Below are 26,350 nucleotides of genomic sequence, written 5' to 3'. Positions count from 1 at the left end.
GACAAGGATCTAAACTCTCCCCATCATGCTGTCTTCGCCTGCGCTCCCCGCGAGCATCCCCAGTCCGCCGATCTCGTCGTTCACCTTCGGGAGCGAGTGGACGATCGGGTCGTTCGCCTTCGGCCCCTTCACGATCCACTTCTATGCCCTGTGCATCCTCGCGGGAATCGTGATCGCCACGATCCTCACGCACCGCCGTCTGACGAGGCGCGGTGGCGAGCCGTGGGTTGTCATCGACATCGGCCTGCCCGCCGTCGTCCTCGCTCTCATCGGCGCGCGCGCCTTCCACGTCGTGACGCACTGGAGCTTCTACTTCGAGGGCGATCGCGAGTGGTGGAACCCGATGGTCGAGAACGCCGTCTGGAATATCTGGGACGGTGGGATCGCGATCTTCGGTGCCCTTCTCGGTGGCGGGCTGGGTGCCTGGATCGGCTGCCGTTGGACGGGCATCCGTTTCTCTGCCTTCGCTGACGCTCTCGCGCCCGGGCTGCTCCTTGCCCAGGCCATCGGCCGCTTCGGCAACTGGTTCAACCAGGAGCTGTTCGGGCTGCCGACGGATCTTCCGTGGGGTCTCGAGATCGACGCCGACAACGCGGCGATCCCTGCGGGGCTGCCGGAGGGAACGCTGTTCCATCCGACGTTCCTCTACGAAGTGATCTGGAACGCGTTGGGCGTCGTCGTGCTGCTCTGGCTCGGGCGACGGGTCTCGATGCAGTGGGGTCGCCTGTTCGCGAGCTACCTCATCTGGTATGGCGCCGGTCGCATCGTCTGGGAGTCGATCCGCATCGATCCCAGCCAGGTCTTCCTCGGACTGCGGACGAATGTGTGGGCGGCCATCGCGGCGGTCGTCCTCGGCCTCGTCCTGCTGGTCGTGCTGCGGCGTCACCACGGCACCGAGCCCTCCGTGTACCGCCCGGGGCGTCAGTGGAACGGTGAGAAGGCGCTACACTCGTCCGAGAGCGACTTCGTCGATGTCAGCGACCCGGCTGTGAGCGAGGAAGTCGACGCTCGGCCGTCGCCACAAGCAACGTCGTGATGAACTAGATCCTTACGCTGTCCTTTCGGAAAGGGCACGAGGACTTCTCGCGCGGAAGACGGCTCAGCCAGGGCCGACGACGCCCGCACGGTCATCGAACCCCCCGACTGAAGGACTACGTCTATGCAGTTCCAGCCTCAGAATGGTGCCCCGGGCACCCACCCTCCGCGGCAGGGAATGTACGATCCCCGCTTCGAGAAGGACGCCTGCGGCCTGGCCATGGTCGCGACGCTGAGGGGAGAGGCCGGGCACGACATCGTCGCCCTGGCGCTCGAGGCGCTTCGCAACCTCGAACACCGCGGCGCGATCGGATCCGACGCCGGCACGGGTGACGGCGCCGGCATCCTCACGCAGATGCCCGACTCGTTCCTGCGCGCGGTCGTCGGATTCGATCTGCCCCCCGTCGGGCAGTATGCCGCGGGAATGGCGTTCCTGCCGACGGACGAGGGGGCGCGGGCCGCGCAGAAGCGCGACATCGAGCAGATCGCCTCCTCCGAGAACCTGCACGTCCTCGGATGGCGCGAGGTGCCGACGGTTCCTGACAACCTCGGGCGGCTGGCGCGAGAAGCGCAGCCGGCGATCGAGCAGCTCTTCCTCGCAAGCGCGCAGGCGGGTCATCAGCCGCCGCTCGAGGGGATTGCGCTCGACCGGCGTGCATACCGCCTGCGCAAGCGGGCGCAGCACGAGCTCGACGCGTATTTCGTCTCGCTGTCGAGCCGCACCCTCGGCTACAAGGGCATGGTCACGACTCTGCAGCTCGAGCCGTTCTACCTCGACCTGCAGGATGAGCGCTTCGCGACAGAGCTCGCGGTGGTTCACTCCCGCTACTCGACGAACACCTTCCCCTCCTGGCCGCTTGCCCAGCCGCTGCGGATGCTCGCGCACAACGGCGAGATCAACACGGTCAGCGGCAACCGCAACTGGATGCGCGCACGCGAGTCGCAGCTGTCGAGCGAGCTGCTCGGCGACATGGCACCGCTGCTGCCGATCTGCTCCGACCACGAATCCGACTCGGCCTCGTTCGACGAGACGCTCGAGCTCCTCACGCTGGGCGGACGCTCGCTCCCGCACGCCATGCTGATGATGGTGCCGGAGGCGCACGAGAAGAAGACGGGCCTCGACCCCGCTCTGAAGGCCTTCTACGAGTACCACGCGGGGATCATGGAGCCGTGGGACGGCCCTGCCGCGCTCCTCGCCACCGACGGCACGCAGGTCTGCGCGACCCTCGACCGCAACGGCCTGCGCCCGGGACGCTGGACGGTCACGAATGACGGCCTCGTCGTCATCGGCTCGGAGACGGGCGTCCTCGAGTTCGAGCCCGAGCGCATCGCGCGTCGCGGCCGCCTGCAGCCCGGCACGATGTTCGTCGTCGACACGGCCGAGGGGCGCATCCTCGCGGACGCCGAGGTGAAGGGCGACCTCGCCGCCATGGAGCCGTGGCAGGAGTGGCTCGACAAGGGCACGGTGCGTCTCGCGGACCTGCCCGAGCGCGAGCACCTCGTGCACCCGATCGCCTCGATCCGGCGTCGCCAGCGCACCTTCGGCTACACCGAGGAAGAGCTCAAGATCCTTCTCGGTCCGATGGGGCGCACGGGCGCCGAGCCGCTCGGCGCCATGGGATCCGACACGCCGATCGCCGTGCTCAGCAGCCGACCCCGCCTGCTCTTCGATTACTTCGTCCAGCAGTTCGCCCAGGTGACGAATCCGCCGCTCGACTCGATCCGCGAAGAGGTCGTGACGAGTCTCACGCAGAGCCTCGGGCCGGAGGAGAACCTCCTGTCGTGGGGCCCGGACCACGCCCGGGGCGTCGGTCTCGACTTCCCGGTGATCGACAATGACGAGCTGGCGAAGATCCAGCACATCGACTCGGCACTTCCGGGCCGCACCTCCGTCACCATCCCCGCGCTCTACCGCGTCTCGGCGGGGGCAAAGGGCATGGAGAAGCGACTCGAGCGCATGTGCGCCGAAGTCGATCGCGCGATCGAGGACGGCGCCGAGTTCGTCGTCATCAGCGACCGCGATTCGAACCAGGATCTCGCGCCGATCCCGTCGCTCCTGGCGGTGTCGGCGGTGCATCACCACCTCATCAAGGCGTCGACGCGTATGAAGGTCGGCCTCGTCGTCGAGGCCGGTGATGTGCGTGAGGTGCACCACGTGGCGACGCTGCTCGGTTTCGGCGCGACGGCTGTCAACCCCTATCTCGCGATGGAGACGGTCGAGCACCTCGTGCGCAGCGGATCCGTTGCGGGCGTGGACGCCGAGACCGCCGTTCGCAACCTCATCTACGCGCTCGGCAAGGGCGTGCTGAAGATCATGTCGAAGATCGGCATCTCGACGGTGTCGTCGTACTCGGGCGCCCAGGTGTTCGAGGCCGTGGGCCTGTCGTCCCGGCTCGTCGAGAAGTACTTCACGGGCACCGAGACGAAGATCGAGGGCGTCGGCCTCGAGGCGATCGCTCGCGAGACGGCCGAGCGCCACGCATTCGCCTATCCCGAGGACCGCTCGCCCCGGGCGCACGAGCGTCTGTGGACCGGAGGCGAGTACCAGTGGCGCCGTGACGGATCCGCGCACCTGTTCAACCCCGAGACGGTGTTCCGTCTGCAGCACTCGACGCGCACTGGCCGCTACGACATCTTCCGCGAGTACACGAAGCTCGTCGACGATCAGGCCGCCGAGCTCAAGACCCTGCGCGGACTCTTCGAGTTCAAGAAGGGCGCGCGGAAGCCCGTGCCGATCGACGAGGTCGAGCCGGTGTCCGAGATCGTGAAGCGATTCTCGACCGGCGCGATGAGCTACGGATCCATCTCGCGCGAGGCGCACGAGACGCTCGCGATCGCGATGAACCGCCTCGGCGGCAAGTCGAACACGGGCGAGGGCGGCGAGGACGTCGACCGCCTGCTCGACCCGGAGCGGCGGAGCTCGATCAAGCAGGTGGCCTCGGGGCGTTTCGGCGTGACGAGCATGTACCTCACGCACGCGGACGACATCCAGATCAAGCTCGCGCAGGGCGCGAAGCCCGGCGAGGGCGGTCAGCTGCCTCCGGGCAAGGTCTATCCGTGGGTCGCGCGCACCCGCCACTCGACCCCCGGTGTCGGGCTCATCTCGCCGCCGCCGCACCACGACATCTACTCGATCGAAGACCTCAAGCAGCTGATCTTCGATCTGAAGCGGGCGAATCCGTCGGCGCGCGTGCACACGAAGCTCGTGAGTCAGTCGGGCATCGGCGCGGTCGCGGCGGGCGTCGCCAAGGCGCTCAGCGACGTGATCCTCGTCTCCGGCCACGACGGCGGCACGGGAGCGAGCCCCCTGAACTCGCTCAAGCACGCGGGAACGCCGTGGGAGCTCGGACTCGCCGAGACGCAGCAGACGCTCATGCTCAACGGCATGCGCGACCGCGTGGTCGTGCAGGCAGACGGGCAGATGAAGACGGGCCGCGACGTCGTGATCGCGGCGCTCCTCGGGGCGGAGGAGTACGGCTTCGCAACCGCGCCTCTCGTCGTCGAGGGCTGCATCATGATGCGCGTGTGCCACCTCGACACGTGCCCCGTCGGCGTCGCGACACAGAACCCGGTTCTGCGCTCGCGTTTCTCGGGCAAGGTCGAGTACGTCGTGAACTTCATGGAGTTCATCGCGCAGGAGGTACGCGAGTACCTCGCTGAGCTCGGCTTCCGCTCGCTCGACGAGGCGATCGGACAGGTCGGCGCCCTTGATGTGAACCACGCCATCGAGCACTGGAAGGCCGACGGGCTCGATCTCGCGCCGATCCTGCACGGCCCGGCGTTCGCCGACACCGAGCCGCGGGCGCACGTGCGCGAGCAGGATCACGAGCTCGCCTCGCACTTCGACGTGCAGCTCATCGAGCGCGCACGAGATGTCATCGCGTCGGGTGGCGACATCGAGATCGACCTTCCCGTGAAGAACACCGCGCGGGCCGTCGGTACGATGCTCGGCCACGAGGTGACGAAGGCGCACGGCGAGCACGGCATGCCGCGGGGATCCATCACGGTGAATCTGCACGGCTCGTCTGGACAGTCGTTCGGCGCGTTCCTGCCGAGCGGAGTCTCGCTGCGACTCGAGGGCGACGCGAACGACTACGTCGGCAAGGGCCTTTCGGGAGGTCATATCGTCGTCCGGCCCCCGCGCGGAGCCGCATTCGACGCCTCCCAGAACGTCATCGCGGGCAATGTCATCGGCTATGGGGCGACGCAGGGATCGATGTTCCTCGGCGGCGTCGTCGGCGAGCGGTTCCTTGTCCGGAATTCCGGCGCGACGGCCGTCGTCGAGGGCGTGGGTGACCATGCGCTCGAGTACATGACCGGCGGGCTGGCCGTGATTCTCGGCGAGACGGGGCGCAATCTCGGCGCCGGCATGTCGGGCGGCACGGCGTACGTGCACCGGCTGACGGACGACCGCGTCAACGCCCAGGCGATCGCGTCGGGCGAGCTCACGCTGGGCGCGCTCGGGTCGAGCGACCGCGAGATCCTGCGCGACATGCTCGAGCGCCATGTCGCCGAGACCGGCTCCCAGCTGGCGCAGCGAATGCTCGACGATTTCGAGACCGAGGCGGACGAGTTCGTGCGGGTGCTCCCGCGTGACTTTGCCGCCGTGCAGAAGACACGCCAGGAGGCGTCCGACGAGGGACTTGACCCCGACGGCGACGTCGTCTGGAACCGAATCCTGGAGGTGACCGGTGGCTGACCCCAAAGGCTTTCTGAAGGTGACCGAGCGGGAGCTTCCCGCTCGCCGACCCGTGCCCGTGCGCATCCTCGATTGGAAGGAAGTGTACGAGCCGGGTGACAAGGCCGTCCTCACGCGCCAGGCCGGTCGCTGCATGGACTGCGGTGTTCCGTTCTGCCATCAGGGTTGCCCGCTGGGGAATCTGATCCCGGAATGGAACGACCTCACCTGGAAGGGCGAGGACCGATCGGCGATCGATCGGCTCCACGCGACGAACAACTTCCCGGAGTTCACGGGCCGGCTGTGCCCGGCTCCCTGCGAGAGCGCGTGTGTGCTGGGCATCAATCAGCCCGCCGTCACGATCAAGCAGATCGAGGTGTCGATCATCGACGAGGCCGTATCGAACGGCTGGGTCGAGCCGAAGCCGCCGACGCGCCTGACGGGCAAGACCGTCGCGGTGGTCGGATCCGGTCCCGCGGGCCTCGCGGCCGCGCAGCAGCTCACGCGCGCCGGGCACACGGTCGCGGTCTACGAGCGCGACGATCGCATCGGCGGCCTGCTGCGCTACGGGATCCCCGACTTCAAGATGGAGAAGAAGCACCTCGAGATGCGCCTGCGCCAGATGCGCGACGAGGGCACCCGCTTCCGCGCCGGCGTGACGATCGGCGAGGACATCGCATGGGATGAGCTTCGACAGCGCTACGACGCGGTGGTCGTCGCGACGGGCGCCACTGTCCCGCGCGATCTCTCGATTCCGGGGCGCGATCTAGCCGGCGTGCACTACGCGATGGAGTACCTCGTCGAACAGAACCGCGCAGGCGCGGGCGACGACGTACCGAACCAGATCACGGCCGAAGGCAAGCATGTCATCGTGATCGGCGGCGGCGACACGGGCGCGGACTGCATCGGCACCGCGCACCGTCACGGCGCCCTGAGCGTGACGAATCTCGCGATCGGCACCAAGCCGAGCGAGACGCGTCCCGAGCACCAGCCGTGGCCGACCGACCCGACCGTGTTCGAGGTCTCCTCGGCGCACGAAGAGGGCGGCGAGCGTCGCTTCCTGGCCTCGACGGTCGAGTTCCTCGGCAACGAGGCCGGCGAGGTGCGCGCTCTGCGTGTGGCAGAGACGGAGTACCTTCCCGACGGTCGTCGTGTTCCGAAGAGCGGAACCGAGCACGAGATCCCCGCAGACCTCGTCCTCATCGCGATGGGCTTCACGGGACCGGAGCGCGATCGCCTCGAGGACCAGCTCTCCACGCAGTTCACCTCGCGCGGCGCGATCGAGCGCGACGACCGCTACGAGACGGCCGACCCGGGCGTGTTCGTCGCGGGAGACGCGGGCCGCGGTCAGTCGCTCATCGTGTGGGCGATCGCCGAGGGGCGTGCGGCCGCAGCGAAGGTCGACGAGTACCTGATGGGGGAGACGTTCCTCCCCGCTCCCGTGCAGCCGACCGATGTCGGCATGCACGTCTGATCGACAGATGTGTGCCCTGCCGCGGCGCTCCGGCGTCGCGGCAGGAGCCCGACAGCGCGTAGTGTGAGAGGCGCGTTCGGGCAGTGTCCGCCTCGCCGACACGTGCGGTGTCGCTGGCGAGCGGCGAACGCATCTCCATAGCCACGGGCAGGCATGCCCAGCAGTGCGGAAGGCAATTCTGTGAGACGAGCCAAGATCGTCGCGACCCTCGGGCCGGCGACCTCGACCAAGGAGACCGTCCGGGAGCTGATCGACGCGGGACTCGATGTCGCGCGATTCAATCTCAGCCACGGCGACTACTCCGTTCACGACAACAACTTCGAGAACGTCCGGGGCGCAGCGGAGGAGGCCGGTCGGCCCGTTGCGGTCCTCGCCGACCTGCAGGGTCCGAAGATCCGTCTCGGCACGTTCGCCGACGGTCCCCACACTCTCGCCCCCGGCGACGTGTTCAAGATCACCGTCGATGACGTCGAGGGCACGAAGGAGCTTGTCGGCACGACCTTCAAGGGCCTCGCGGACGATGTCGCCCCCGGCGACTTCCTCCTCATCGACGACGGCAAGGTCCGCGTGAAGGTCCTCGAGACCGATGGCACGACCGTGACGACGGAGGTCATCGTCGGCGGCCCGGTCAGCAACAACAAGGGCATCAATCTCCCGGGTGTCGCGGTCAACGTCCCCGCCCTCACCGAGAAGGACGAGGCCGACCTGCGGTGGGCTCTGCGCAAGGGTGCCGACATCATCGCCCTGTCGTTCGTGCGCAGCGCGAAGGACGTGCAGCGCGCGCATGTGATCATGGCCGAGGAGGGACGACGGGTCCCGATCATCGCGAAGATCGAGAAGCCGCAGGCCGTCGACGTGCTCGAGGAGATCGTCGAAGCATTCGACGGGATCATGGTCGCCCGTGGCGATCTGGGCGTGGAGCTGCCCCTCGAGGCGGTTCCGATCGTGCAGAAGAAGGCGATCAGCATCGCGCGCCGTCTCGCAAAGCCGGTCATCGTCGCGACGCAGATGCTCGAGTCGATGATCCAGAGCCCGGTGCCCACCCGAGCTGAGACGAGCGATGTCGCGAATGCCGTTCTCGATGGCGCCGACGCGGTCATGCTCTCGGGCGAGACGAGCGTCGGCGACTATCCCGTCGTGACGGTCCAGACGATGGCCCGCATCGTCGAGTCGACGGAGGAGCACGGGCTCGACCGCATCGAGTCGCTCACGAGCACGCCTCGGACACAGGGTGGTGCGATCACGCTCGCGGCCGTCGAGGTGGCCGACTTCGTCGAGGCGAAGTTCCTCTGCATCTTCACGCAGACGGGCGACTCGGCCCGCCGCATGTCGCGCCTGCGCTCGTCGCGTCCCATGATCGCGTTCACGATCGAGGAGGAGACCCGACGCCGTATGCAGTTGACGTGGGGTATCCGCTCGGCCCTCGTCGACCTCGTCGAGCACACCGATCTCATGTTCCTGCAGGTCGACGACTACCTGCTGTCGAACGATCTCGCCCGCGTCGGCGACAAGGTGATCGTCATCTCCGGTTCCCCTCCCGGGATCGCGGGCTCGACGAACGATCTTCGCGTGCACCGTGTCGGCGACGCCATCCACGGCGCCGCGCCGGCGTACAAGGCGTAGGTCGAACGTGGGTGATGGTCCCGTAGGATCGTCACCCACGAGCCGGTGTGGCGGAATGGCAGACGCGGCGCACTCAAAATGCGCTGTCCGCAAGGGCGTGTGGGTTCGAGTCCCACCACCGGCACGGGCGATCGCGACGCGATCGCCGGAGAACGAGCGCGAACTGGAAACGCGCTGACGACGAATACAGGCCCCGGCCATAGGATGGACGACGTGAGCGAAGAGCAGAACGAGAACGCGGAGTCCGCGCCGCGCCGAGTAGTGGTGGCTGAGGACGAGTCCCTGATCCGGATGGACATCGTCGAGATCCTTCGGGACAACGGCTACGAGGTCGTCGGCGAGGCGGGCGACGGCGAGACGGCGGTGCAGCTCGCGACCGAGCTGCGACCCGACCTCGTCGTGATGGACGTGAAGATGCCGCAGCTCGACGGCATCTCGGCCGCTGAACAGCTGAGCCGCGACCACGTCGCACCGGTCGTCCTCCTCACGGCGTTCAGCCAGAAGGAGCTTGTCGAGCGCGCGACAGAGGCCGGAGCCCTCGCCTACGTCGTGAAGCCGTTCACGCCGAACGACCTGCTCCCCGCCATCGAGATCGCGCTGGCCCGCTACGAGCAGATCATCACGCTCGAGGCCGAGGTGCAGGACATGGTCGAGCGTTTCGAGACGCGCAAGCTCGTCGACCGCGCGAAGGGCCTCCTCAACGAGAAGATGGGCCTCAGCGAGCCCGAGTCGTTCCGCTGGATCCAGAAGGCCTCGATGGATCGCCGCCTCACGATGCAGGACGTCGCGAAGGCCATCATCGAGCAGCTCTCGCCCAAGAAGGACTGACTCTTCGTCTGAGCGACGGCGGCGACCCCCTCGCGGGGTCGCCGCCGTCGTCGTTCAGCCCAGGTCCTTGATGAGGTTCGTGATCCGGATCGTCGAGCAGCGACGTCCGCGCTCGTCGGCCACCACGATCTCGTGCACCGCGATGGTGCGGCCGAGATGAATCGCCGTGCAGGTTCCCGTGACGATCCCGGACGTCGCGGACGCCGTGTGCGTGGCGTTGATGTCGAGGCCGACCGCCAGCCGGCCCGGCCCCGCGTGGAAGTTCGCTGCCATCGACCCGAGCGACTCGCCGAGGACGACGTACGCGCCGCCGTGGAGCAGGCCCACGGGCTGGGTGTTGCCTTCGACGGGCATCGTCGCGACGGCGCGCTCCGCCGAGAACTCGGAGAACTCGATGCCCATGCGCTCGGCGAGCGCGCCGATCCCGCGTTCGCGCACCCATTCGATTCCGAGGGTCCGGGCGGGCGTCTTCGCGGTCATCTGGGCTCTCCTGGCGGTGACGGTCTCTCGAATGTCGGCGGTCCCACATACCCTGGAAGGGTGACGGACCCCACGAAGCCTACTCTGCTCATTGTCGACGGCCATTCGCTTGCCTTTCGCGCCTTCTTCGCTCTGCCGGTCGACACCTTCCAGAACAAGGAGGGTCAGCATACGAACGGCATCCATGGCTTCCTGTCGATGTTCATCAATCTGCTGAAGAACGAAAAGCCGACGCACGTCGCCGTGGCGTTCGACGTCTCCGACAAGACCTTCCGCAAGGACGAGTACCCCGACTACAAGGAGGGGCGCCAGGAGACCCCGAAGGAGTTCAGCGGGCAGATCCCGCTGTTGAAGCAGTGTCTCGAGGCGATGAACATCACGGTGCTCGAGAAGGACGGGTTCGAGGCCGACGACATCCTCGCGACGCTCGCGCGGCGCGGTGTCGATGCGGGGTACGACGTTCTCGTCTGCTCGGGGGACCGCGACTCGATTCAGCTCGTGAACGATCGGGTGACGCTGCTCTACCCGTCGGTGCAGGGCGTGTCGAAGCTCAAGCGCTACGATCCGCCGGCGGTCGAGGAGCGGTACGGCGTTCCGCCCGAGCAGTACCCTGACATCGCCGCGCTGGTGGGGGAGAAGGCCGACAATCTGCCCGGTGTGCCGAAGGTCGGCGAAAAGACGGCCGTCAAGTGGCTGACGCAGTTCGGGTCGCTCGACGCCGTTCTCGAGGGAGCCGACACGATCAAGGGCGTCGTCGGTCAGAACCTGCGCGATCACCTCGACGACGTTCGCCGCAACCGGCGTCTGAACCGTCTGCTGGACGACATCGACGTCCCCGTCGAGCTCGATGCGCTCGAGGTGGGGGCGGCTGACGACGCCGCCGTGCGCGACATCTTCTCGAAGCTGGAGTTCCGATCGCTTCTGAAGCGCGTGCTCGATGCGATGGGAGGCGAGGACGCGATCGAGGCAGCCCCGCAGCTGGTCGCACCCGCCGTCCTGCAGCTCGATGCCGATGCTCTCGAGCGCTGGTTCACCGATCCCGAACGCCCGATCGGGCTCACGGTCGTCACGGAAGGGGGCTTCCCCGTGCGTGTCGGTCTCGCGACGGTGGACGCGGCGGTCGAAGCGGAGTGGTCCGACGCGGTGCGCGACGCAATTGCCCCGTGGTGCGCGTCAGACGCGCCGAAGGTGATGTGCGACGCGAAGACGCAGGTCAAGGCCCTCGCTCGCGCGGGCGTCGAACTGCGCGCGCTGCAGAACGACGCGCTCATCGCTGGGTGGGTTGCGCGCCCCTCGTTCCCTGACAAAACGCTCGCTCACCTTGTCGATCGATACCTGGGCGAGCGCCTGCCCGTGGCCAGCCCTGACCAGCTCGTGCCCGAGAACGATGGCGCGACTCCCGGCCAGCTGTCGTGGTACGCACTGCGTGTCGCAGAAGCCGTCGTCGCCGAACTCCCCGAGCGCGAGCGCGCGGTTCTCAACGACATCGAGATGCCCACGCTGCTCGCCCTCGCCGATATGGAGATCGCGGGCGTCGCCGTGTCCCACGAGAAGCTCTCCGGCTTCTCCGACGAACTCGGAGAGCGGGCGTCGTCGATCGCTGCCGAGGCCTACGCGGAGCTCGGGCGCGAGGTGAATCTCGGCTCGCCCAAGCAACTGCAGCAGGTGCTGTTCGAAGAGCTCGAGCTCCCGAAGACCCGCAAGACCAAGACTGGGTACACGACCGACGCGAGTGCCCTTTCCGATCTCCAGGTCAAGACCGGGCATCCATTCCTCGGGCAACTGCTCGCGCACCGCGAGGCGACGAAGCTCAAGCAGATCATCGACGGACTCGATCAGGCGATCGGTGCCGACGGGCGCGTGCACACGACGTACCTGCAGACCGGGAGCCAGACGGGGCGCCTGTCGAGCACCGACCCCAATCTGCAGAACATCCCGGTGCGCACGGAAGAGTCGCGGCGCATCCGCTCGGCCTTCGAGGTCGGCGAGGGATGGGAGACCCTTCTCACGGCCGACTACTCGCAGATCGAGATGCGCATCATGGCGCACCTCTCCGAGGATCCGGGGCTCGTCGCGGCCTTCAATGACGGAGAAGACCTCCACCGTTACGTCGGAGCGCAGGTCTTCGGCGTGGCTCCCGAGGACGTCACGGGCGAGATGCGCAGCAAGGTCAAGGCGATGTCGTATGGGCTCGTCTACGGGCTGAGTGCGTTCGGCCTCTCGAAGCAGCTCGGCATCGAACAGAAAGAGGCCAAGCAGCTGATGCTCGGCTACTTCGAGCGCTTCGGCGCCGTCCGCGACTATCTCCGGTCGTCGGTCGAGAAGGCGCGCGAAGACGGGTACACCGAGACGATCTTCGGTCGCCGCCGGCCGTTCCCCGATCTCACGAGTCCGAACCGCGTGCTCCGCGAGAATGCCGAGCGCGCCGCCCTCAACGCTCCGATCCAGGGCAGCGCGGCCGACATCATGAAGATCGCACTGTTCCGTATCCATGCCGATCTTCGTTCGCTCACGTCGCGACTTCTGCTGCAGATCCACGACGAGGTCGTCATCGAGGTTGCGCCGGGGGAGTGGGATCGCGTCGAGGAGATCGTCCGTCGCCAGATGGGCAGCGCGACCGAATTGCGTGTGCCGCTCTCGGTGCAGGTCGGCCGAGGCGACAACTGGAATCAGGCCGCACACTGAGTCTCGAATCGGACGAGCGCGCCTCGGCCGATACCCTGGAACAACTCATGGATCCGAATACACGCCCCCAGTCCCTGATCGATACCATCGCAGAGGAGTGGGTCGACACGCTCGTCGGCCTTGTTCCCACGGTGGGCACCTACATCGGCCGAACTGAGGTGAACGACCGTTACGGCGACTATGGGCCCGACGGTCACGCCGCCCATGCCGACGCCGCACGCGCCACGCTCGCTCGCCTTGAGGCGGCGGAGCCCGCAGACGATGTCGACCGCGTGACGAAGGCCGATCTGTCGCGTGAGCTGAACCTCGATCTCGAGCTGTACGACGCGCAGTGGCACCTGCGCGACATCAACGTGCTCGAAAGCCCGTCGCAGGACATCCGCCAGGCGTACGACCTCATGCCGACCGAGACGGTCGACGATTGGGCGATGTTCGCCAAGCGCCTCGCCGGAGTGCCCGACGCGATCGACGGTTACATGGCGACGCTGCGCGAGGGCATCCACGCCGATGTCGTCCCGGCGATGCGCCAGGTGCACGAGGTCGCCGAACAGGCCCGGAGCTACGCGTTCCCCGATGGTTTCTTCGACCAGCTGGTCGCGGGGGCCGCGGTGAGCGGCGACGAGATCCCTGCGGCTCTGCGGCGCGACCTCGCGGACGGCGCAGACGCTGCGCGCAGCGCCTACGGACGTTTCGCGCGCTTCCTGGACGGCGTCCTCGCGCCGCGCGCGACCGAGGACGACGCGGTGGGGCGGGAGCTGTACGAGCTGCACTCGCGCCGTTTCCTCGGCGCACAGGTCGATCTCGATGAGACCTACGAGTGGGGGCTCCAAGAACTCGCGAAGGTACGCGCCGAGCAGGAGTCCCTCGCGCGCGAGATCGTGCCGGGCGCAAGCGTCGACGAGGCCGTGTCGTTCCTCGAACACGACATGACCCGCAAGCTCGTGGGCACCGATGCCCTGCGCGAGTGGATGCAGTCGACCGCCGACGCCGCCATCGCCGAGCTCGGCGAGACGCACTTCGACATTCCCGAGCCCGTGCGCCGTGTCGAGTGCATGATCGCGCCGACCACGTCGGGTGAGATCTACTACACCGCGCCGAGCGACGACTTCTCCCGGCCTGGGCGCATGTGGTGGTCCGTCCCCGAGGGCGTGCGTGCCTTCGATACCTGGCGCGAACTCACGACCGTCTACCACGAGGGTGTTCCGGGTCACCACCTGCAGATCGGGCAGGCCGTGTACAACCGCTCCCAGCTCAACAGCTGGCGACGTCTGCTCGCGGGCTCCTCGGGCCACGCGGAAGGCTGGGCGCTCTACGCCGAGCGCCTCATGGAGGAGCTCGGATACCTGGACGATCCGGCCGCGCGGTTCGGAATGCTCGACGGACAGCGCATGCGCGCCGCGCGCGTGGTGCTCGACATCGGCGTGCACCTCGGCAAGCGCCGCCCCGACAGCTACCAGAAGTGGGACGCCGACTACGCGCTCGACTTCATGCGGCGCAACGTCAACATGCCCGATCCCTTCGTGCGCTTCGAGGTCAACCGCTATCTCGGTTGGCCGGGCCAGGCACCGTCGTACAAGGTCGGACAGCGCATCTGGGAGGAGCTGCGGGCCGGTGTCGCCGAGCGCGAGGGCGACGCCTTCTCGATGAAGGCGTTCCACCGTCGCGCGCTCGACCTCGGCGGGGTCGGGCTCGACACGCTGCGCAACGAGCTGCTCGGCTGACCACGATTCGCCGAAAGGTCACATCGACATTAACCTGTCGGTGTGACCTCTCCCTCCGCGCGCCTCGACGGTCTGCGCTTCTCCCGCGCGCATCTGCGCGTCCTCTCCGGCTCCGGCCTCGGCTGGGCCCTCGACGCCATGGATGTCGGGCTCATCGCGTTCATCATCGCCGCGCTGTCCGCCGAATGGGGCCTTGACGGTTCGACGGCGGGGTGGATCACCTCGATCGGCTTCGTGGGGATGGCGATCGGCGCCAGCGTGGGCGGCCTGCTTGCCGACCGCCTCGGTCGGCGGCAGGTCTTCGCGCTCACTCTGCTCGTCTACGGTGTGGCGACGGGGGCGAGCGCGCTCGTCGGCGGCGTCGGAGCACTGCTCGTGCTGCGTTTCCTCGTCGGCCTCGGCCTCGGATCCGAGCTGCCGGTCGCGTCGACCTATGTCAGCGAATTCGCCCCCGCACGTATCCGCGGCCGCGTCGTCGTGATCCTCGAGGCGTTCTGGGCGGTCGGGTGGACGGCCTCCGCCGTCATCGGCTACTTCGTCGTTCCGCTCGAGAACGGCTGGCGTTGGGCCTTCGCGATCGGCGCGATCCCCGCCCTGTACGCGATCATCGTGCGCTGGGGGCTGCCCGAGTCGGCGCGATGGCTCGAATCGCGTGGTCGCGTCGCCGAGGCCGAGCGCGTCGTGCGGCAGTTTGAGAGCGCGGATCCGGCACACGCGAAGCCGGCACCTCCGGCTCCGGCACCCGCGACCTCCGCGCGCGCTCGTCCGGCTCGCGCCGGCGTCGGATCTCTGTTTCGCGCGGGGCTCGCCACCCGCACCGTCGCGCTCTGGACCGTCTGGTTCTTCGTGAACTTCTCGTACTACGGAGCGTTCATCTGGATTCCGTCGATCCTCGTCGCGCAGGGCTTCGATCTGATCCGTTCCTTCGAGTACACGCTCATCATCACGCTCGCGCAGCTGCCGGGCTATGCCGTCGCGGCATGGCTCATCGAAGTGTGGGGGCGCCGCGCGACACTGTCGACGTTCCTCGTCGGATCCGCCGTCGCCGCCATGCTGTTCGGAACAGCGGGCGAGGTCTGGCAGATCCTCGCGTTCGGGTGCCTGCTGTCGTTCTTCAATCTCGGGGCATGGGGTGCGCTCTACGCCGTCACGCCCGAGCTCTACCCGACATCCGTCCGCGCAACGGGCGCGGGCTGGGCGGCGGCTTTCGGTCGCATCGCGTCGATCATCGCGCCTCTGTTCACTCCGTGGGCCCTGGGAATCGGTGGTGCGGGTCTGGTCTTCACGGTCTTCGCGATCTTCTTCGCGATCGCGGCCGCAGCAACGTGGGGCCTGCGCGAGCTGAAGGGCGTTGCCCTCGAAGCCACGTAGACTCGCGCTGTGACACGCGTGCGGTATGTAGCTATCGGGGATTCCTTCACGGAGGGCGTCGGCGACGAGCGGCCGGACGGTACGCCGCGCGGCTGGGCGGATCTGACTGCCGAAGGCTGGTCGGCGGCGATCGGTGAATCGGTCGAGTACGCGAATCTCGCGATCCGCGGACGCCTCGCGTGGCCCGTCGTCGACGAGCAGCTCGAAGCGGCTCTCGCCCTGCGCCCGACGCATCTGTCGTTCAACGGGGGCGGAAACGACATGCTGCGCCCAGGGACGAAGATCTCCTCGATCGTGGACGCGTTCGTCACGGTCGCGCGACGCTGCGCCGAGGAGGGCGTCGTGCCGGTGCTGCTGGCGGGCGCCGATCCGTCAGACGGGCTGCCGATGTCGGCGCTGATCCGCCGCCGCGGGGACGCACTGACCGCGGCGGTCACCGCGCGACTGCGCCGCGATGAACGCATCGTCTGGGCGATCAACTGGACCGACGAGCGCTTGCGCGATCCGTCGTTCTGGGCTCCCGATCGCCTGCACATGAACGCGCGTGGACATCACCGCGTGGCGGCGCGCGTGCTGCAGGCACTCGGACTCGAAACACCGGGCGAGTGGTGGGAGCATCCGGGCGAGCCCGCGCCGCACCTCGATACGCGCGACTACTACCGTGCTCACGTCGCCCCCTGGGTGCGGCGCCGCCTCACGGGGCGCTCGTCGGGTGACGGCCGCGTTCCGAAGCATGCCGACTGGATCCGCGTGGCGAACGATTAGCGACGCGCGGGGCGCACCGACAATTTATGCGCGAGAATGGAACCATGAAGAAGATCGGGTTCCTCTCATTCGGGCACTGGACGCCCCACCCACAGTCGGCGACGCAGTCCGCGAGCGACGTTCTGCATCAGTCGATCGATCTTGCGCAGGCCGCCGAGGATCTGGGCGCCGACGGCGCCTACTTCCGCGTGCACCACTTCGCGCGTCAGCTCTCGTCGCCCTTCCCGCTGTTGGCGGCCGCGGGCGCGAAGACGAGCCGCATCGAGCTCGGCACGGGCGTGATCGATATGCGCTACGAGAACCCGATGTACATGGTGGAGGATGCTGGCGCCGCAGACCTCATCGCCGACGGGCGCCTGCAGCTCGGCATCTCGCGCGGATCCCCCGAGCAGGTCATCGACGGGTGGAAGCACTTCGGCTACTCCTCGGCGCCGGACGACCCGAATGGCGCCGAGGCGGCGCGGCAGAAGACAGAGCTCCTGCTGCAGCTGCTCGAGGGCCACGGCTTCGCGGAACCGAACCCCCGGCCGATGTTCCCGAACCCGCCCGGCGCCCTGCGGCTCGAGCCGCACAGCGAAGGGCTGCGGGAGCGCATCTGGTGGGGCGCCGGATCCGACGCGACGGCACGCTGGGCGGCCGAGCAGGGCATGAACCTCATGAGTTCGACGCTCAAGGACGACGAGTCGGGGGAGCCCTTCCACGTCCAGCAGGCGACGCAGCTGCGCGCGTACAAGGAAGCGTGGGACGCGGAGCGATGGGGATTCGCGCCGCGCACCTCGGTCTCGCGATCGATCATCGCGATCACGAACGACACCGACCGGCGCTACTTCCTCGGCGGCGGAGACTCCGAGGACCAGATCGGCATGATCGACGAGTCCACCCGAGCGATCTTCGGCCGCTCCTACACCGATGAGCCCGACGCGCTTATCGAGCAGCTGCGGCATGACTCGGCGATCGAAGAGGCCGACACGCTGCTCGTGACCGTGCCGAACCAGCTCGGCGTCGACTACAACGCGCACCTCATCGAGTCGATCCTGACGCAGGTGGCGCCGGCGCTCGGCTGGCGCTGATCCGCTCGGCGCGGGCGTCCGAGATCCTCTCTCCGCCCGCGCCGAGACGGTGGATCAGATGACGCCGAAAGCCATCATCGCGTCGGCGACCTTGCGGAACCCCGCGACGTTCGCCCCGACGACATAGTCGCCCGGTCGCCCGTACTCTTCCGCTGTCTCGAGGCAGTTCGCGTGGATCGAGCGCATGATCTCGGTGAGTCGTCCCTCCGCGTAGTCGAACGTCCACGCATCGCGCGACGCGTTCTGCTGCATCTCGAGGGCGCTCGTGGCGACGCCTCCCGCGTTCGCGGCCTTGCCGGGGCCGAACGCGATTCCGGCCGCGCGGAACAGCTCGACGGCCTCCGGCGTGCAGGGCATGTTCGCACCTTCGGCGACAACCACGACGCCGTTGCCGATCAGGGACTTCGCGTCGGACTCGTGCAGCTCGTTCTGCGTCGCGCAGGGGAGGGCGACGTCGACGGGGACGTCCCACACCGATCCACCGGAGACGAAGCGCGCGCTCCCGCCGCGGCGCTCGGCGTACTCGCGGATCCTGCCGCGCTCGACCTCCTTGATCTGCTTGAGCAGATCGAGGTCGATCCCCGCCTCGTCGACGATGTAGCCGGTGGAGTCGGAAGCCGTCACGACCCGGCCGCCGAGCTGATGGACCTTCTCGATGGCGTACAGAGCGACATTTCCCGATCCGGACACTGCGACGGGGCGTCCGTCGAGCCCCTCGCCTCGTGCGGCAAGCATCTCCTCGGCGAAGACGGCGGTTCCATAGCCCGTCGCCTCCTTGCGGACGAGGGAGCCGCCCCAGTCGAGGCCCTTGCCCGTCAGCACGCCCGCCTCGTAGCGATTGGTCAGACGCTTGTACTGCCCGAACATGTATCCGATCTCGCGGGCACCGACTCCGATGTCACCCGCGGGCACGTCGGTGTGCTCGCCGATATGACGATGGAGTTCCGTCATGAACGACTGACAGAATCGCATGACCTCACCGTCGGACTTTCCGGCCGGATCGAAGTCGGATCCGCCCTTGCCGCCGCCGATCGGAAGGCCCGTGAGGGAGTTTTTGAAGATCTGCTCGAAGCCGAGGAACTTGACGATGCCGAGGTTGACGGATTCGCGGAAGCGGAGGCCGCCCTTGTACGGACCGAGCGCCGAGTTGAACTCGACCCGGAATCCGCGGTTGACGCGAACGGCACCTCGATCGTCGACCCACGGCACACGGAAGATGATCTGCCGCTCGGGCTCGCACAGCCGCGTGAGGATCGCCAGATCGTTGTACTCGGGGTGACGTTCCTGGATGACGGCGAGGGAGTCGAACACCTCGCGAACGGCCTGGTGGAATTCCGGTTCTCCGGGGTTCCGCGCGATGACGGAGTCGAGCGTCTCCTGCAGGGAGGTATCGAACATGAATGTCCTTTCTGCGCGGATCGCGCGGGCACCGTCGAGCGACGGGGGAGACGCGCACAGAAGCCGCGCTCATGAAACGGGACGCGCTCCGGGGGAATACCGACCGTTCGGGCCGTGGTGAAACGAGTCCGGCGTCATGCTATCCGCTCGAGGCCATCGGCTCACAATGCAGCGGACGCACCGGTGCGCACGTGAGGATCAGAGCCCCTGGCCGGCATCCCAGAGACGCTCGGTCTGACCGATGAGCAGGGCGTCGAGCTGGGTGGTCTGGGCGTCGGTGAGCGAGGCGACGTAGTCGATCACCCCGCGTCCGACCGCACGTCGACGCAGCTCGGCCTCGTCCGTCGTCGGGAGCAGATCGGGTCGTTCACGGCGGGTGGCGAGGTGATCCTCCGTCGCGAGATCAACGAGGTCGAGGAGCCGGCGCGGAGCACGGCGAACGTCGTAGGCGTCTTCGAGCCACGCCGTGAACCCGTCGACCAGGCGCTCCAGCACGCTCGCCTGCCCGCGCTGATAGACCGCGAGGTCGGGACGGTCGAGGATGAAGCGCTCATGCAGGAACTTGAGCACGGCCACCTCGTGCCAGGCGGTGCGGTCGAGGCTCGCGTGCCCGGAGCGGTACGGCGGATCGCGATGCACTTCGACCGACGACTGCAGGTGGGAGATCCAGGCAGAGGTGAAGGAGGCGAGCGAGCGTTCGGCGGCGAGGGATCCGTCGAACGGCACGGTCAGGAGCCCATCGATCACCTCCGTCGTCACCTTCGAGACGGCCTGTTCGAAGGCGTCGGCGTCGGCGATCCACGGGTCTCTGTCGGCGAGTCGGCGCCACAGCAGCTCGAGCGAGTGACCGGGGGAGCGTGCAGCGACCGCGAGCGATGGCGTGTCGAGGGCGCGCAGCTCGGCGAGGTCTCGTCGCCAGGCACGGAACTCGCCCGAGATCGTCGCCTGATTGAGCAGCCCCGCACGGTAGAAGTCGTCGAGATCGTGCAGCGAGTACGCGATGTCGTCGGAGATGTCCATGACGGAGCATTCGAGGGTCTGCTGCCCCTCGGCGATCCGCGGATAGGCGCGGAGGGCGTCGTGGGCGTCGCCGACGTCGACGGCGTACATCGAGAACTTGCTCGCGCCGCCGCGGCGTCCGCCGCCCTGGCCGCGCTGCCACGGATACTTCAGCACCGCCGCGCGGACGGCGCTCGTGAGGTTGAGGCCGACCCCGGGTTGGTCGTGCTCATCGAGGCGGGTGAGGATCCGGAAGGTCTGGGCGTTGCCCTCGAATCCCTCTTTGAGGTGGAAACGATCGCGGGCGAGCCGGTCGAGCGTGTGCTCGCCGAGGTGCCCGAAGGGCGGGTGCCCGACATCGTGCGCGCTGGCCGCCGCCTGTACGACGACGGGGTGGCAGCCGCCGAGCTCTTCGACGATGGCGCCGGTGCGCCCCTCGGCGCGGTGCAGGTGCATCGCGATCGCGCGCGCGACGGCCGCCACCTTGACGGAGTGTGTGAGCCGGTTGTGCACGGCGAGGCCGGCACCCGTCTGCGCGATCACCTGGGTGACGGCGGACAGGCGAGAGAAGTACGGCGAGAACCGGATCCGCTCGATGTCGACGCGGAAGTCGGGGTTCGTCTCGGCGAGTTGGAACTCGTCGAGCTCCTCGTGCGCGCGCCTCGCGAGGCGCGGATCGGCTGGCGTCATGCGCCCATCCTGTCGCATCTCGTGCTCGAGCGCCGTCAGTGGTGGTGCTCGTCGTCGTGCTCGTCCTCGAGGAGCATGCCGACGCTCGTCGCGCAGGCATCGCCCCGCCATGCCTCGAGGCCCTCGCGGATCGCGAAGACGGCGATGACGAATCCGGCGATCGCGTCGGCCCACCACCAGCCGAGCAGGCTGTTGAGCACGAGCCCGGCGAGCACGGCGACCGACAGGTAGCTGCAGATGAGTGTCTGCTTCGAGTCGGCGACGGCGGTCGCGGAGCCGAGCTCGCGTCCGGCACGACGCTCGGCGAACGACAGCAGCGGCATGATCACGACACTCGCGGCCGTGAGCGCGATGCCGACGGGGCTGTGCTGCACGTCGGTCGCGCCCGCGAGCGTCGTGATCGACGACACAGTCACATAGGCGGCGAGCGCGAAGAACGCGATCGCGATGACCCGCAGCGTCGGCTTCTCCCACCGCTCCGGATCACGACGGGTGAACTGCCATGCGACGGCGGCGGCAGAGAGCACCTCGATCGTCGAATCGATTCCGAAGCCGATCAGCGCGCCCGACGACGCGATCGTTCCGGCCGAGATCGCGATGATCGCCTCGATCACGTTGTAGGCGATCGTCCCGGCGACGATGAGCCGGATACGGCGTTCGAGCACGGCGTGGCGCGCGGGGGCGAGGGACGTCATCCTTCGATCGTAAGAGGAGTCTGGCGGGAGAAGGCCGCCGGGTCGCGCGCCCGACGTCGCCATGTGACGGAGAATGGATCATCGTGACTTCCTCCGGATCCACGTTCGCCCTGCCCGAGAACCTCGCCGCAAAGGCGAGCCCCGATCTGATCGCCGCCGACGAGGAGCGATTCCGCGAGATCGATCGCGCGCTCACGGCGAATCGAGACGAAGTCGCGCGGCGGCTCGAGGCCGCTCGTCGCGCCGATGGCGGCGAGGGGCAGGACGCGATGGACCGCGACATCGCGGTGCACCGCCTCGCCTCGCGCCAGAGCATTCTGGGCCGCTTCTCGCTCGATCTCTGCCTCGGTCGGATCGTGCCGGAGGGTTCGTCGGAACCGCTCTACATCGGCCGGACGGGGCTCGTCTCACCGGAGGGCGTGCGACTGCTCGTCGACTGGCGTGCGCCCGCGGCCGAGCCCTTCTTCGCGGCGACGCATGCGAACCCCATGGGCCTCGCGAGCCGCCGTCGCTTCCGCTGGCTCGGCGGCCGCGTCGTCGACTACTGGGACGAACTGTTCTCGGATGCCGGAGCGGAAAGCGAAGCGTCTCTCGACGACCAGTCGGCGTTCATCCGCAGCCTCGGACAGTCGCGAACGCACCGCATGCGCGACGTCCTCGGAACGATCCAGGCAGATCAGGACGAGATCATCCGCGCGGGCTCTGACGGAGCGCTCGTCGTCGACGGCGGCCCCGGTACGGGCAAGACGGTCGTGGCCCTGCACCGCGCGGCGTACCTGCTGTACTCGGACGCGCGGGTGAAGCAGTCGGGTGGCGGAGGCGTGCTCTTCGTCGGGCCGAATGACCGGTATCTGTCGTACGTCGATGACGTGCTGCCGAGTCTGGGCGAGGACAGCGTGCGGATCGCGACGCTGCGCCGCCTCACTCCGGAGGGCGACGATGCTGTGCCGGAGCAGGATCCACGCGTGGCGCGGCTCAAGGGATCCGCGGGGATCGAAAGTGCCATCGAACGCGTCGTGCGTCACTATGAGCGCCCGCCGGAGGATGTCTCCGTGGTCCCGGCGTCGTGGGCCGACATCGACATCGAGCCGGAGGAATGGGCCGAGGCGTTCGAGGCCGCCGACGACGGCACGCCGCACAATGACGCCTGCGACATCGTCTGGGACGAGCTCCTCGAGATCCTCACGGCGAAGGTGACCGAGATGCCGCCGCACCTCGCACGGCGTGAGCTCGAGGGACACACGGGACTGCGCGAGATGTTCGACCGGGCGTGGCCCATGCTGGATCCCGCTCGGCTCGTGGCGGCGTTCTGGACGTCGCCGGAGTTGCTTCGCCGCTTCGCCCCGTGGCTGTCGGAAGACGAGGTGGCGGCGTTGCAGTGTCCGGTAGGCGCGGCGTGGACAGAATCGGACGTGCCGCTCATCGACGCGGCGCGTGACATCATGGGCGATCCAGCGGCGACGGAACGGCGACGGGAACGGAACGCGGCCCTGGCCGCGGAGCGCGATCGCATCGAGCGCGTCGTGGAGTACCTGTCGGACGCCGACGAAGACGGCGAGGGGTCGTCTCTCATGCTGCACGCCGCCGACATGCAGGAACGCCTGGTCGACGAGGGGGCGCTTCCGGCACTGGGCGCGGACGCGCTCGCAGGACCCTTCGCGCACGTGATCGTCGACGAAGCGCAGGAGCTATCGGACGCGGAGTGGCGCATGCTCATCCGGCGCTGTCCCTCGAAGAGCTTCACGATCGTCGGCGACCGCGCGCAGGCGCGCCACGGATTCACCCGCTCGTGGGAGCAACGCCTCGCCGACGTCGGGATCTCCCGCGTGCAGGTGTCGGGGCTCACGATCAACTACCGCACGCCGAGCGAGGTGATGGAGGAAGCCGCTCCGGCGATCCGGGCGGCGATCCCGGACGCGAACGTGCCGGCATCGGTGCGCTCGACCGGTGTGCCGGTGGAACGCGCGATCGTCGCGGACCTTCCGCGGATCCTCGAGGAGTGGCTCGCGGAGCACGCCGACGGCGTGGCGTGCGTGATCGGCGCCCAGGAGGCGCCGAACCTCGCCCGCGTCGCGTCGCTCGCGCCGGCCGACGCGAAGGGCCTCGAGTTCGATTTCGTTGCGGTCGTCGAGCCCTCGTCCTTCGGCGACGGCATCGCGGGGGCCGTCGACCGCTATGTCGCGATGACCCGCGCGACGGAGCGTCTCGTGATCGTGGAGGAGTGAGGTTCGAGGAGAGCTGATCCTCGTCGAGGGGCGGCAACGGTCGAGCCCTCGTCCCTCAGGGACGGCGCCGCGGGGCCGTACGGCAATGCCGCGATGATTCGCGCGACGGCGCGTCGCGTGATTGTGGAGGGGTGACCTCCGTCGGGGCGAGGGCGAACTCCTGTCATGCGGGGTGGCCGATTGGCATGATCCCGAGAAGCTCGTGCCCGGACGGGACGACGCTCGATGGGATCTGGTGCGCCCGCACCCGGTCGATGCCCGCGATCAGCACGGTCCCGAGGCTGCGGTCCTCGGCGGCGAGATGCACGGACTGCGCGATCATCCCCGCCTCCATCGCGACGAAGCGTTCGCCCTGCGCGGGCCCCTGCGCGGCGAAGGCCTCGTTCTCGACGGCCAGGTCGGCGGTAAGAACGATCAGTGCTGGGCAGGCGGCGAGCCACGGCGCATCGAGGCTTGCCGCGGCGAGCGCGGCGCGGTGATCCTCATCGTCGAGACGATCGAGGGATCCACCTGTGAGACCGAACGTCCCCTGCTCGAGGCCGTCGACGCCGCCCACGACGAGCGACGCCGCCACGGGGTATCGCGCATGCGCCGACGCGTAGGTGTGGCGACCTTCATCGGCGTGGAAGACCGCCTGAACGAGGCTCGCGAGCGCGTGCAGGGCGAGAGGCCGTGCGGAGAACCGCTTCGTCGAGCGGCGTCGGGCCAAGAGTGCGTCGAGATCAGCGGGGGCCATGCCACGACGCTATCGTCCGCGGTGATTACGTGCCCGGCGAAGAGCGTCGTCAGCGTCGGGAACATGCCACGACGCTGTCGCCGGCGGTCACTCCTCGACCGGGACGAGGGTCGATTCGACCCGGATGAGTCCCGCGCCGTACTTCTCGTCGAGCGCGCGTTGCAGGGATCCGTCGTCGTAGCTGACGCCGACCTCGACGGTGCCCGTGCCGTCGACCGCCGAGGAGTGGACGCCGTCGTACTCGCCGGTGATCTCGCTCGCGATGGCGAGGAGTTCGTCGGTCGGCTGTTCGCAGTCGTCCGTGCACCGGGGCGGGCGGGGGCTCGGTTCCGGACCATCGGTCTGCACGTCCGTGACCCGCATCGTGTGGTCGGCCGGGGAGAAGTCGCCCGTCACCATGAACTCGCCCCAGCGCACACCCGCGCGCTCCTGGAAGGCGCCTGCTTCGTCATCCCAGCTCCAGTCGAGAAGGTCGACGCCCGAGCACTGCGGGGGAAACGACTCGGCGACCCCGCCGACGCAGAGTTGCGGGCCATCGCCGCGAGAATCCTTCTCGAGGACCGTGATCGGATACGGCGTCGTGAGGGCGACCACGTCGTCGGAGCCGGCGGTCGAATCGGGCGACGCGACATCGGCTGACGGCGACGATCCGGAGGGGTCCTGTCCAGCCGTGTCCGTCATGCAGCCTGTCATCATCAGCAGAATCGCTGCCGCGGACGCCCCGACCGTGAGCCCATTTCGCATGTGGTCAGTATCCGCCCGTTCACCGACATCGACCAGGAGCGTTGTCGGATCGTGAGGCGGCGCATCATCGTCGCGCGCGAGCGTCGGATCCGCCGAGACGGCATCGCGCCGCCGTCGGAGCGGTACGCCCTTCCGGCGCGACACGCCGCAGCCACACCACGGCTCACTCCGTAACTCCGACATTCGCGCGGTGCGGTGAGATTCGTTCCGACGCCCGCGCGCATACGCTGGCACGGTGACCCCCGAGATCGAGATGACGGAGCTGCCCGCCGGATCCGTAACCCTGCACGATGCGCGCCGCAAGGCCAGGCGTACGGTCACCCTGGAGCCGTTCGAGATCGCGAGTTGGCCCGTCACGGAGGAGCTGCTGGCGGAGCTGATCGGAGTGCCGAGCGTGCACCCGCGTCGCCCCGCGGTCGACCTGACGTGGCAGCGTGCGATCCGGTTCTGCAACGCGCTCTCCGAGTGGGACGGCCTGGACCCGGCCTATCGCGTCGATGGCGAGGAGATCGGTTGGCGCGTGGACTCCGACGGCTACCGCCTGCCGACGGAGGCGGAGTGGGAGTATGCGTGCCGCGCGGGGTCGACGACGCCTCAGTACGGCGAACTGCGCGATGTGGCGTGGACGGCGGCGGACCGGGTGGACCACCCGCAGGATGTCGGCGGGAAGATGCCGAATCTGTTCGGGCTTTTCGACACGCTCGGCAACGCCTGGGAGTGGTGTTGGGATCTGCTCGACCCCGCGCGCTACGGCGACTATCGCGTCTTCCGCGGCGGAGGATTCGCGGACGAGGCCTGGAGCGTGCGCGCATCGGCGCGACGTGGCGGCGGCCCCCGCATGCACCACGACGATGTCGGGTTTCGCGTCGCGCGCGGCGCCTTCGACGGCGGGGACGCTGCTCAGGGGTGGTCGGCGGCGGCCGATGCTGAGAACGCGGTTATCGATGGCCCCGTCCCCGTGGGGTGGACGCCCTTGGGTCGTTGACGCCGAGGCCCGAGCGTCGGCAGGCACCCTTGGCGACGACCGTCGGCGGACACCCCGAGCCTCGACTGTCGGCGACCGCCGAGGAGGAAATGTCGGTGTGGTTGGAGCCGGTGTAGATCGTATCGGCGGCGAGAGAACTTCCGGTGCG

At 68.3% G+C, this 26,350-nt stretch carries 18 protein-coding genes and 1 tRNA gene; 13 read left to right on the top strand and 6 right to left on the bottom strand.

Annotated elements, in window-relative coordinates; translation table 11 throughout:
- The first annotated feature begins 25 nt into the window (after positions 1-25).
- The 6 genes from lgt to C0012_RS09130 all read left to right on the top strand — a co-directional run bounded on the left by lgt (position 26) and on the right by C0012_RS09130 (position 9,638).
- Positions 26-1,036, top strand: coding sequence for a prolipoprotein diacylglyceryl transferase (lgt, locus tag C0012_RS09155; RefSeq protein ID WP_110588938.1), 1,011 nt, complete (start codon positions 26-28; stop codon positions 1,034-1,036).
- Between the two features lie 123 nt (positions 1,037-1,159).
- Entirely contained in the window at positions 1,160-5,734 is a 4,575-nt protein-coding gene (gene gltB, locus C0012_RS09150; protein ID WP_110588939.1) for a glutamate synthase large subunit, read from the top strand.
- The gene (locus tag C0012_RS09145; protein ID WP_110588940.1) at positions 5,727-7,187 is read left to right on the top strand and encodes a glutamate synthase subunit beta; all 1,461 of its coding nucleotides are present in this window, start codon (positions 5,727-5,729) and stop codon (positions 7,185-7,187) included. The genes gltB and C0012_RS09145 overlap by 8 nt, the downstream gene beginning before the upstream one ends.
- A gap of 180 nt (positions 7,188-7,367) precedes the next feature.
- On the top strand, positions 7,368-8,810 hold the full coding sequence (pyk, locus tag C0012_RS09140; RefSeq protein WP_110588941.1) for a pyruvate kinase: 1,443 nt from the start codon (positions 7,368-7,370) through the stop codon (positions 8,808-8,810).
- 41 nt (positions 8,811-8,851) lie between these two features.
- A tRNA-Leu gene (locus C0012_RS09135) sits at positions 8,852-8,934 on the top strand.
- 80 nt (positions 8,935-9,014) lie between these two features.
- Positions 9,015-9,638: an ANTAR domain-containing response regulator gene (locus C0012_RS09130; protein WP_110588942.1), complete on the top strand. Its 624-nt coding sequence runs from the start codon at positions 9,015-9,017 to the stop codon at positions 9,636-9,638.
- A 54-nt stretch (positions 9,639-9,692) separates the two neighbouring features.
- Here C0012_RS09130 and C0012_RS09125 read toward each other — a convergent pair whose 3' ends face one another.
- The gene (locus tag C0012_RS09125) at positions 9,693-10,118 is read right to left on the bottom strand and encodes a hotdog fold thioesterase (RefSeq protein WP_110588943.1); all 426 of its coding nucleotides are present in this window, start codon (positions 10,116-10,118) and stop codon (positions 9,693-9,695) included.
- Positions 10,119-10,178: 60 nt separating this feature from the next.
- Between C0012_RS09125 and polA the strand changes: the two genes are divergently transcribed.
- The 5 genes from polA to C0012_RS09100 are packed head-to-tail and all read left to right on the top strand — an operon-like array spanning position 10,179 to position 17,730.
- Positions 10,179-12,803: a DNA polymerase I gene (polA, locus tag C0012_RS09120; RefSeq protein WP_110588944.1), complete on the top strand. Its 2,625-nt coding sequence runs from the start codon at positions 10,179-10,181 to the stop codon at positions 12,801-12,803.
- A gap of 47 nt (positions 12,804-12,850) precedes the next feature.
- Entirely contained in the window at positions 12,851-14,524 is a 1,674-nt protein-coding gene (locus tag C0012_RS09115) for a DUF885 domain-containing protein (protein ID WP_110588945.1), read from the top strand.
- Between the two features lie 42 nt (positions 14,525-14,566).
- On the top strand, positions 14,567-15,895 hold the full coding sequence (locus C0012_RS09110) for an MFS transporter (protein WP_232527848.1): 1,329 nt from the start codon (positions 14,567-14,569) through the stop codon (positions 15,893-15,895).
- Positions 15,896-15,904: 9 nt separating this feature from the next.
- The gene (locus C0012_RS09105) at positions 15,905-16,660 is read left to right on the top strand and encodes an SGNH/GDSL hydrolase family protein (RefSeq protein WP_198411108.1); all 756 of its coding nucleotides are present in this window, start codon (positions 15,905-15,907) and stop codon (positions 16,658-16,660) included.
- 44 nt (positions 16,661-16,704) lie between these two features.
- Positions 16,705-17,730 carry an LLM class flavin-dependent oxidoreductase gene (locus C0012_RS09100; RefSeq protein ID WP_110589381.1) on the top strand — a complete coding sequence of 342 codons (1,026 nt, stop codon included), beginning with the start codon at positions 16,705-16,707 and terminating at the stop codon, positions 17,728-17,730.
- Between the two features lie 54 nt (positions 17,731-17,784).
- On the opposite strand, the gene gdhA is transcribed toward C0012_RS09100, so the two are convergent.
- From gdhA to C0012_RS09085, 3 genes are all read right to left on the bottom strand, one after another.
- On the bottom strand, positions 17,785-19,128 hold the full coding sequence (gdhA, locus tag C0012_RS09095; RefSeq protein ID WP_110588946.1) for an NADP-specific glutamate dehydrogenase: 1,344 nt from the start codon (positions 19,126-19,128) through the stop codon (positions 17,785-17,787).
- A 198-nt stretch (positions 19,129-19,326) separates the two neighbouring features.
- On the bottom strand, positions 19,327-20,817 hold the full coding sequence (locus C0012_RS09090; protein WP_198411107.1) for a deoxyguanosinetriphosphate triphosphohydrolase family protein: 1,491 nt from the start codon (positions 20,815-20,817) through the stop codon (positions 19,327-19,329).
- A gap of 35 nt (positions 20,818-20,852) precedes the next feature.
- Positions 20,853-21,512: a cation transporter gene (locus C0012_RS09085; RefSeq protein WP_110588948.1), complete on the bottom strand. Its 660-nt coding sequence runs from the start codon at positions 21,510-21,512 to the stop codon at positions 20,853-20,855.
- An 83-nt stretch (positions 21,513-21,595) separates the two neighbouring features.
- Here C0012_RS09085 and helR point away from each other — a divergent pair, with 83 nt between their 5' ends.
- Positions 21,596-23,737, top strand: coding sequence for an RNA polymerase recycling motor ATPase HelR (helR, locus tag C0012_RS09080; RefSeq protein WP_332835681.1), 2,142 nt, complete (start codon positions 21,596-21,598; stop codon positions 23,735-23,737).
- 163 nt (positions 23,738-23,900) lie between these two features.
- Here the strand turns inward: helR and C0012_RS09075 are convergent, their stop codons facing one another.
- Positions 23,901-24,473 carry a nitroreductase family protein gene (locus C0012_RS09075; protein WP_110588950.1) on the bottom strand — a complete coding sequence of 191 codons (573 nt, stop codon included), beginning with the start codon at positions 24,471-24,473 and terminating at the stop codon, positions 23,901-23,903.
- Positions 24,474-24,560: 87 nt separating this feature from the next.
- On the bottom strand, positions 24,561-25,361 hold the full coding sequence (locus tag C0012_RS09070) for a hypothetical protein (protein WP_110588951.1): 801 nt from the start codon (positions 25,359-25,361) through the stop codon (positions 24,561-24,563).
- A gap of 109 nt (positions 25,362-25,470) precedes the next feature.
- Here C0012_RS09070 and C0012_RS09065 point away from each other — a divergent pair, with 109 nt between their 5' ends.
- Positions 25,471-26,202, top strand: coding sequence for a formylglycine-generating enzyme family protein (locus C0012_RS09065; RefSeq protein ID WP_110589382.1), 732 nt, complete (start codon positions 25,471-25,473; stop codon positions 26,200-26,202).
- The last annotated feature ends 148 nt before the right edge of the window (positions 26,203-26,350 follow it).

It is taken from the genome of Microbacterium suaedae, from assembly GCF_003254645.1.
In the GTDB taxonomy this organism is placed as follows: Bacteria; Actinomycetota; Actinomycetes; order Actinomycetales; family Microbacteriaceae; genus Microbacterium; species Microbacterium suaedae.
The sequence above is the reverse complement of the archived record's forward strand: the minus strand, read 5'-3'. Positions and strand labels throughout refer to the sequence as shown.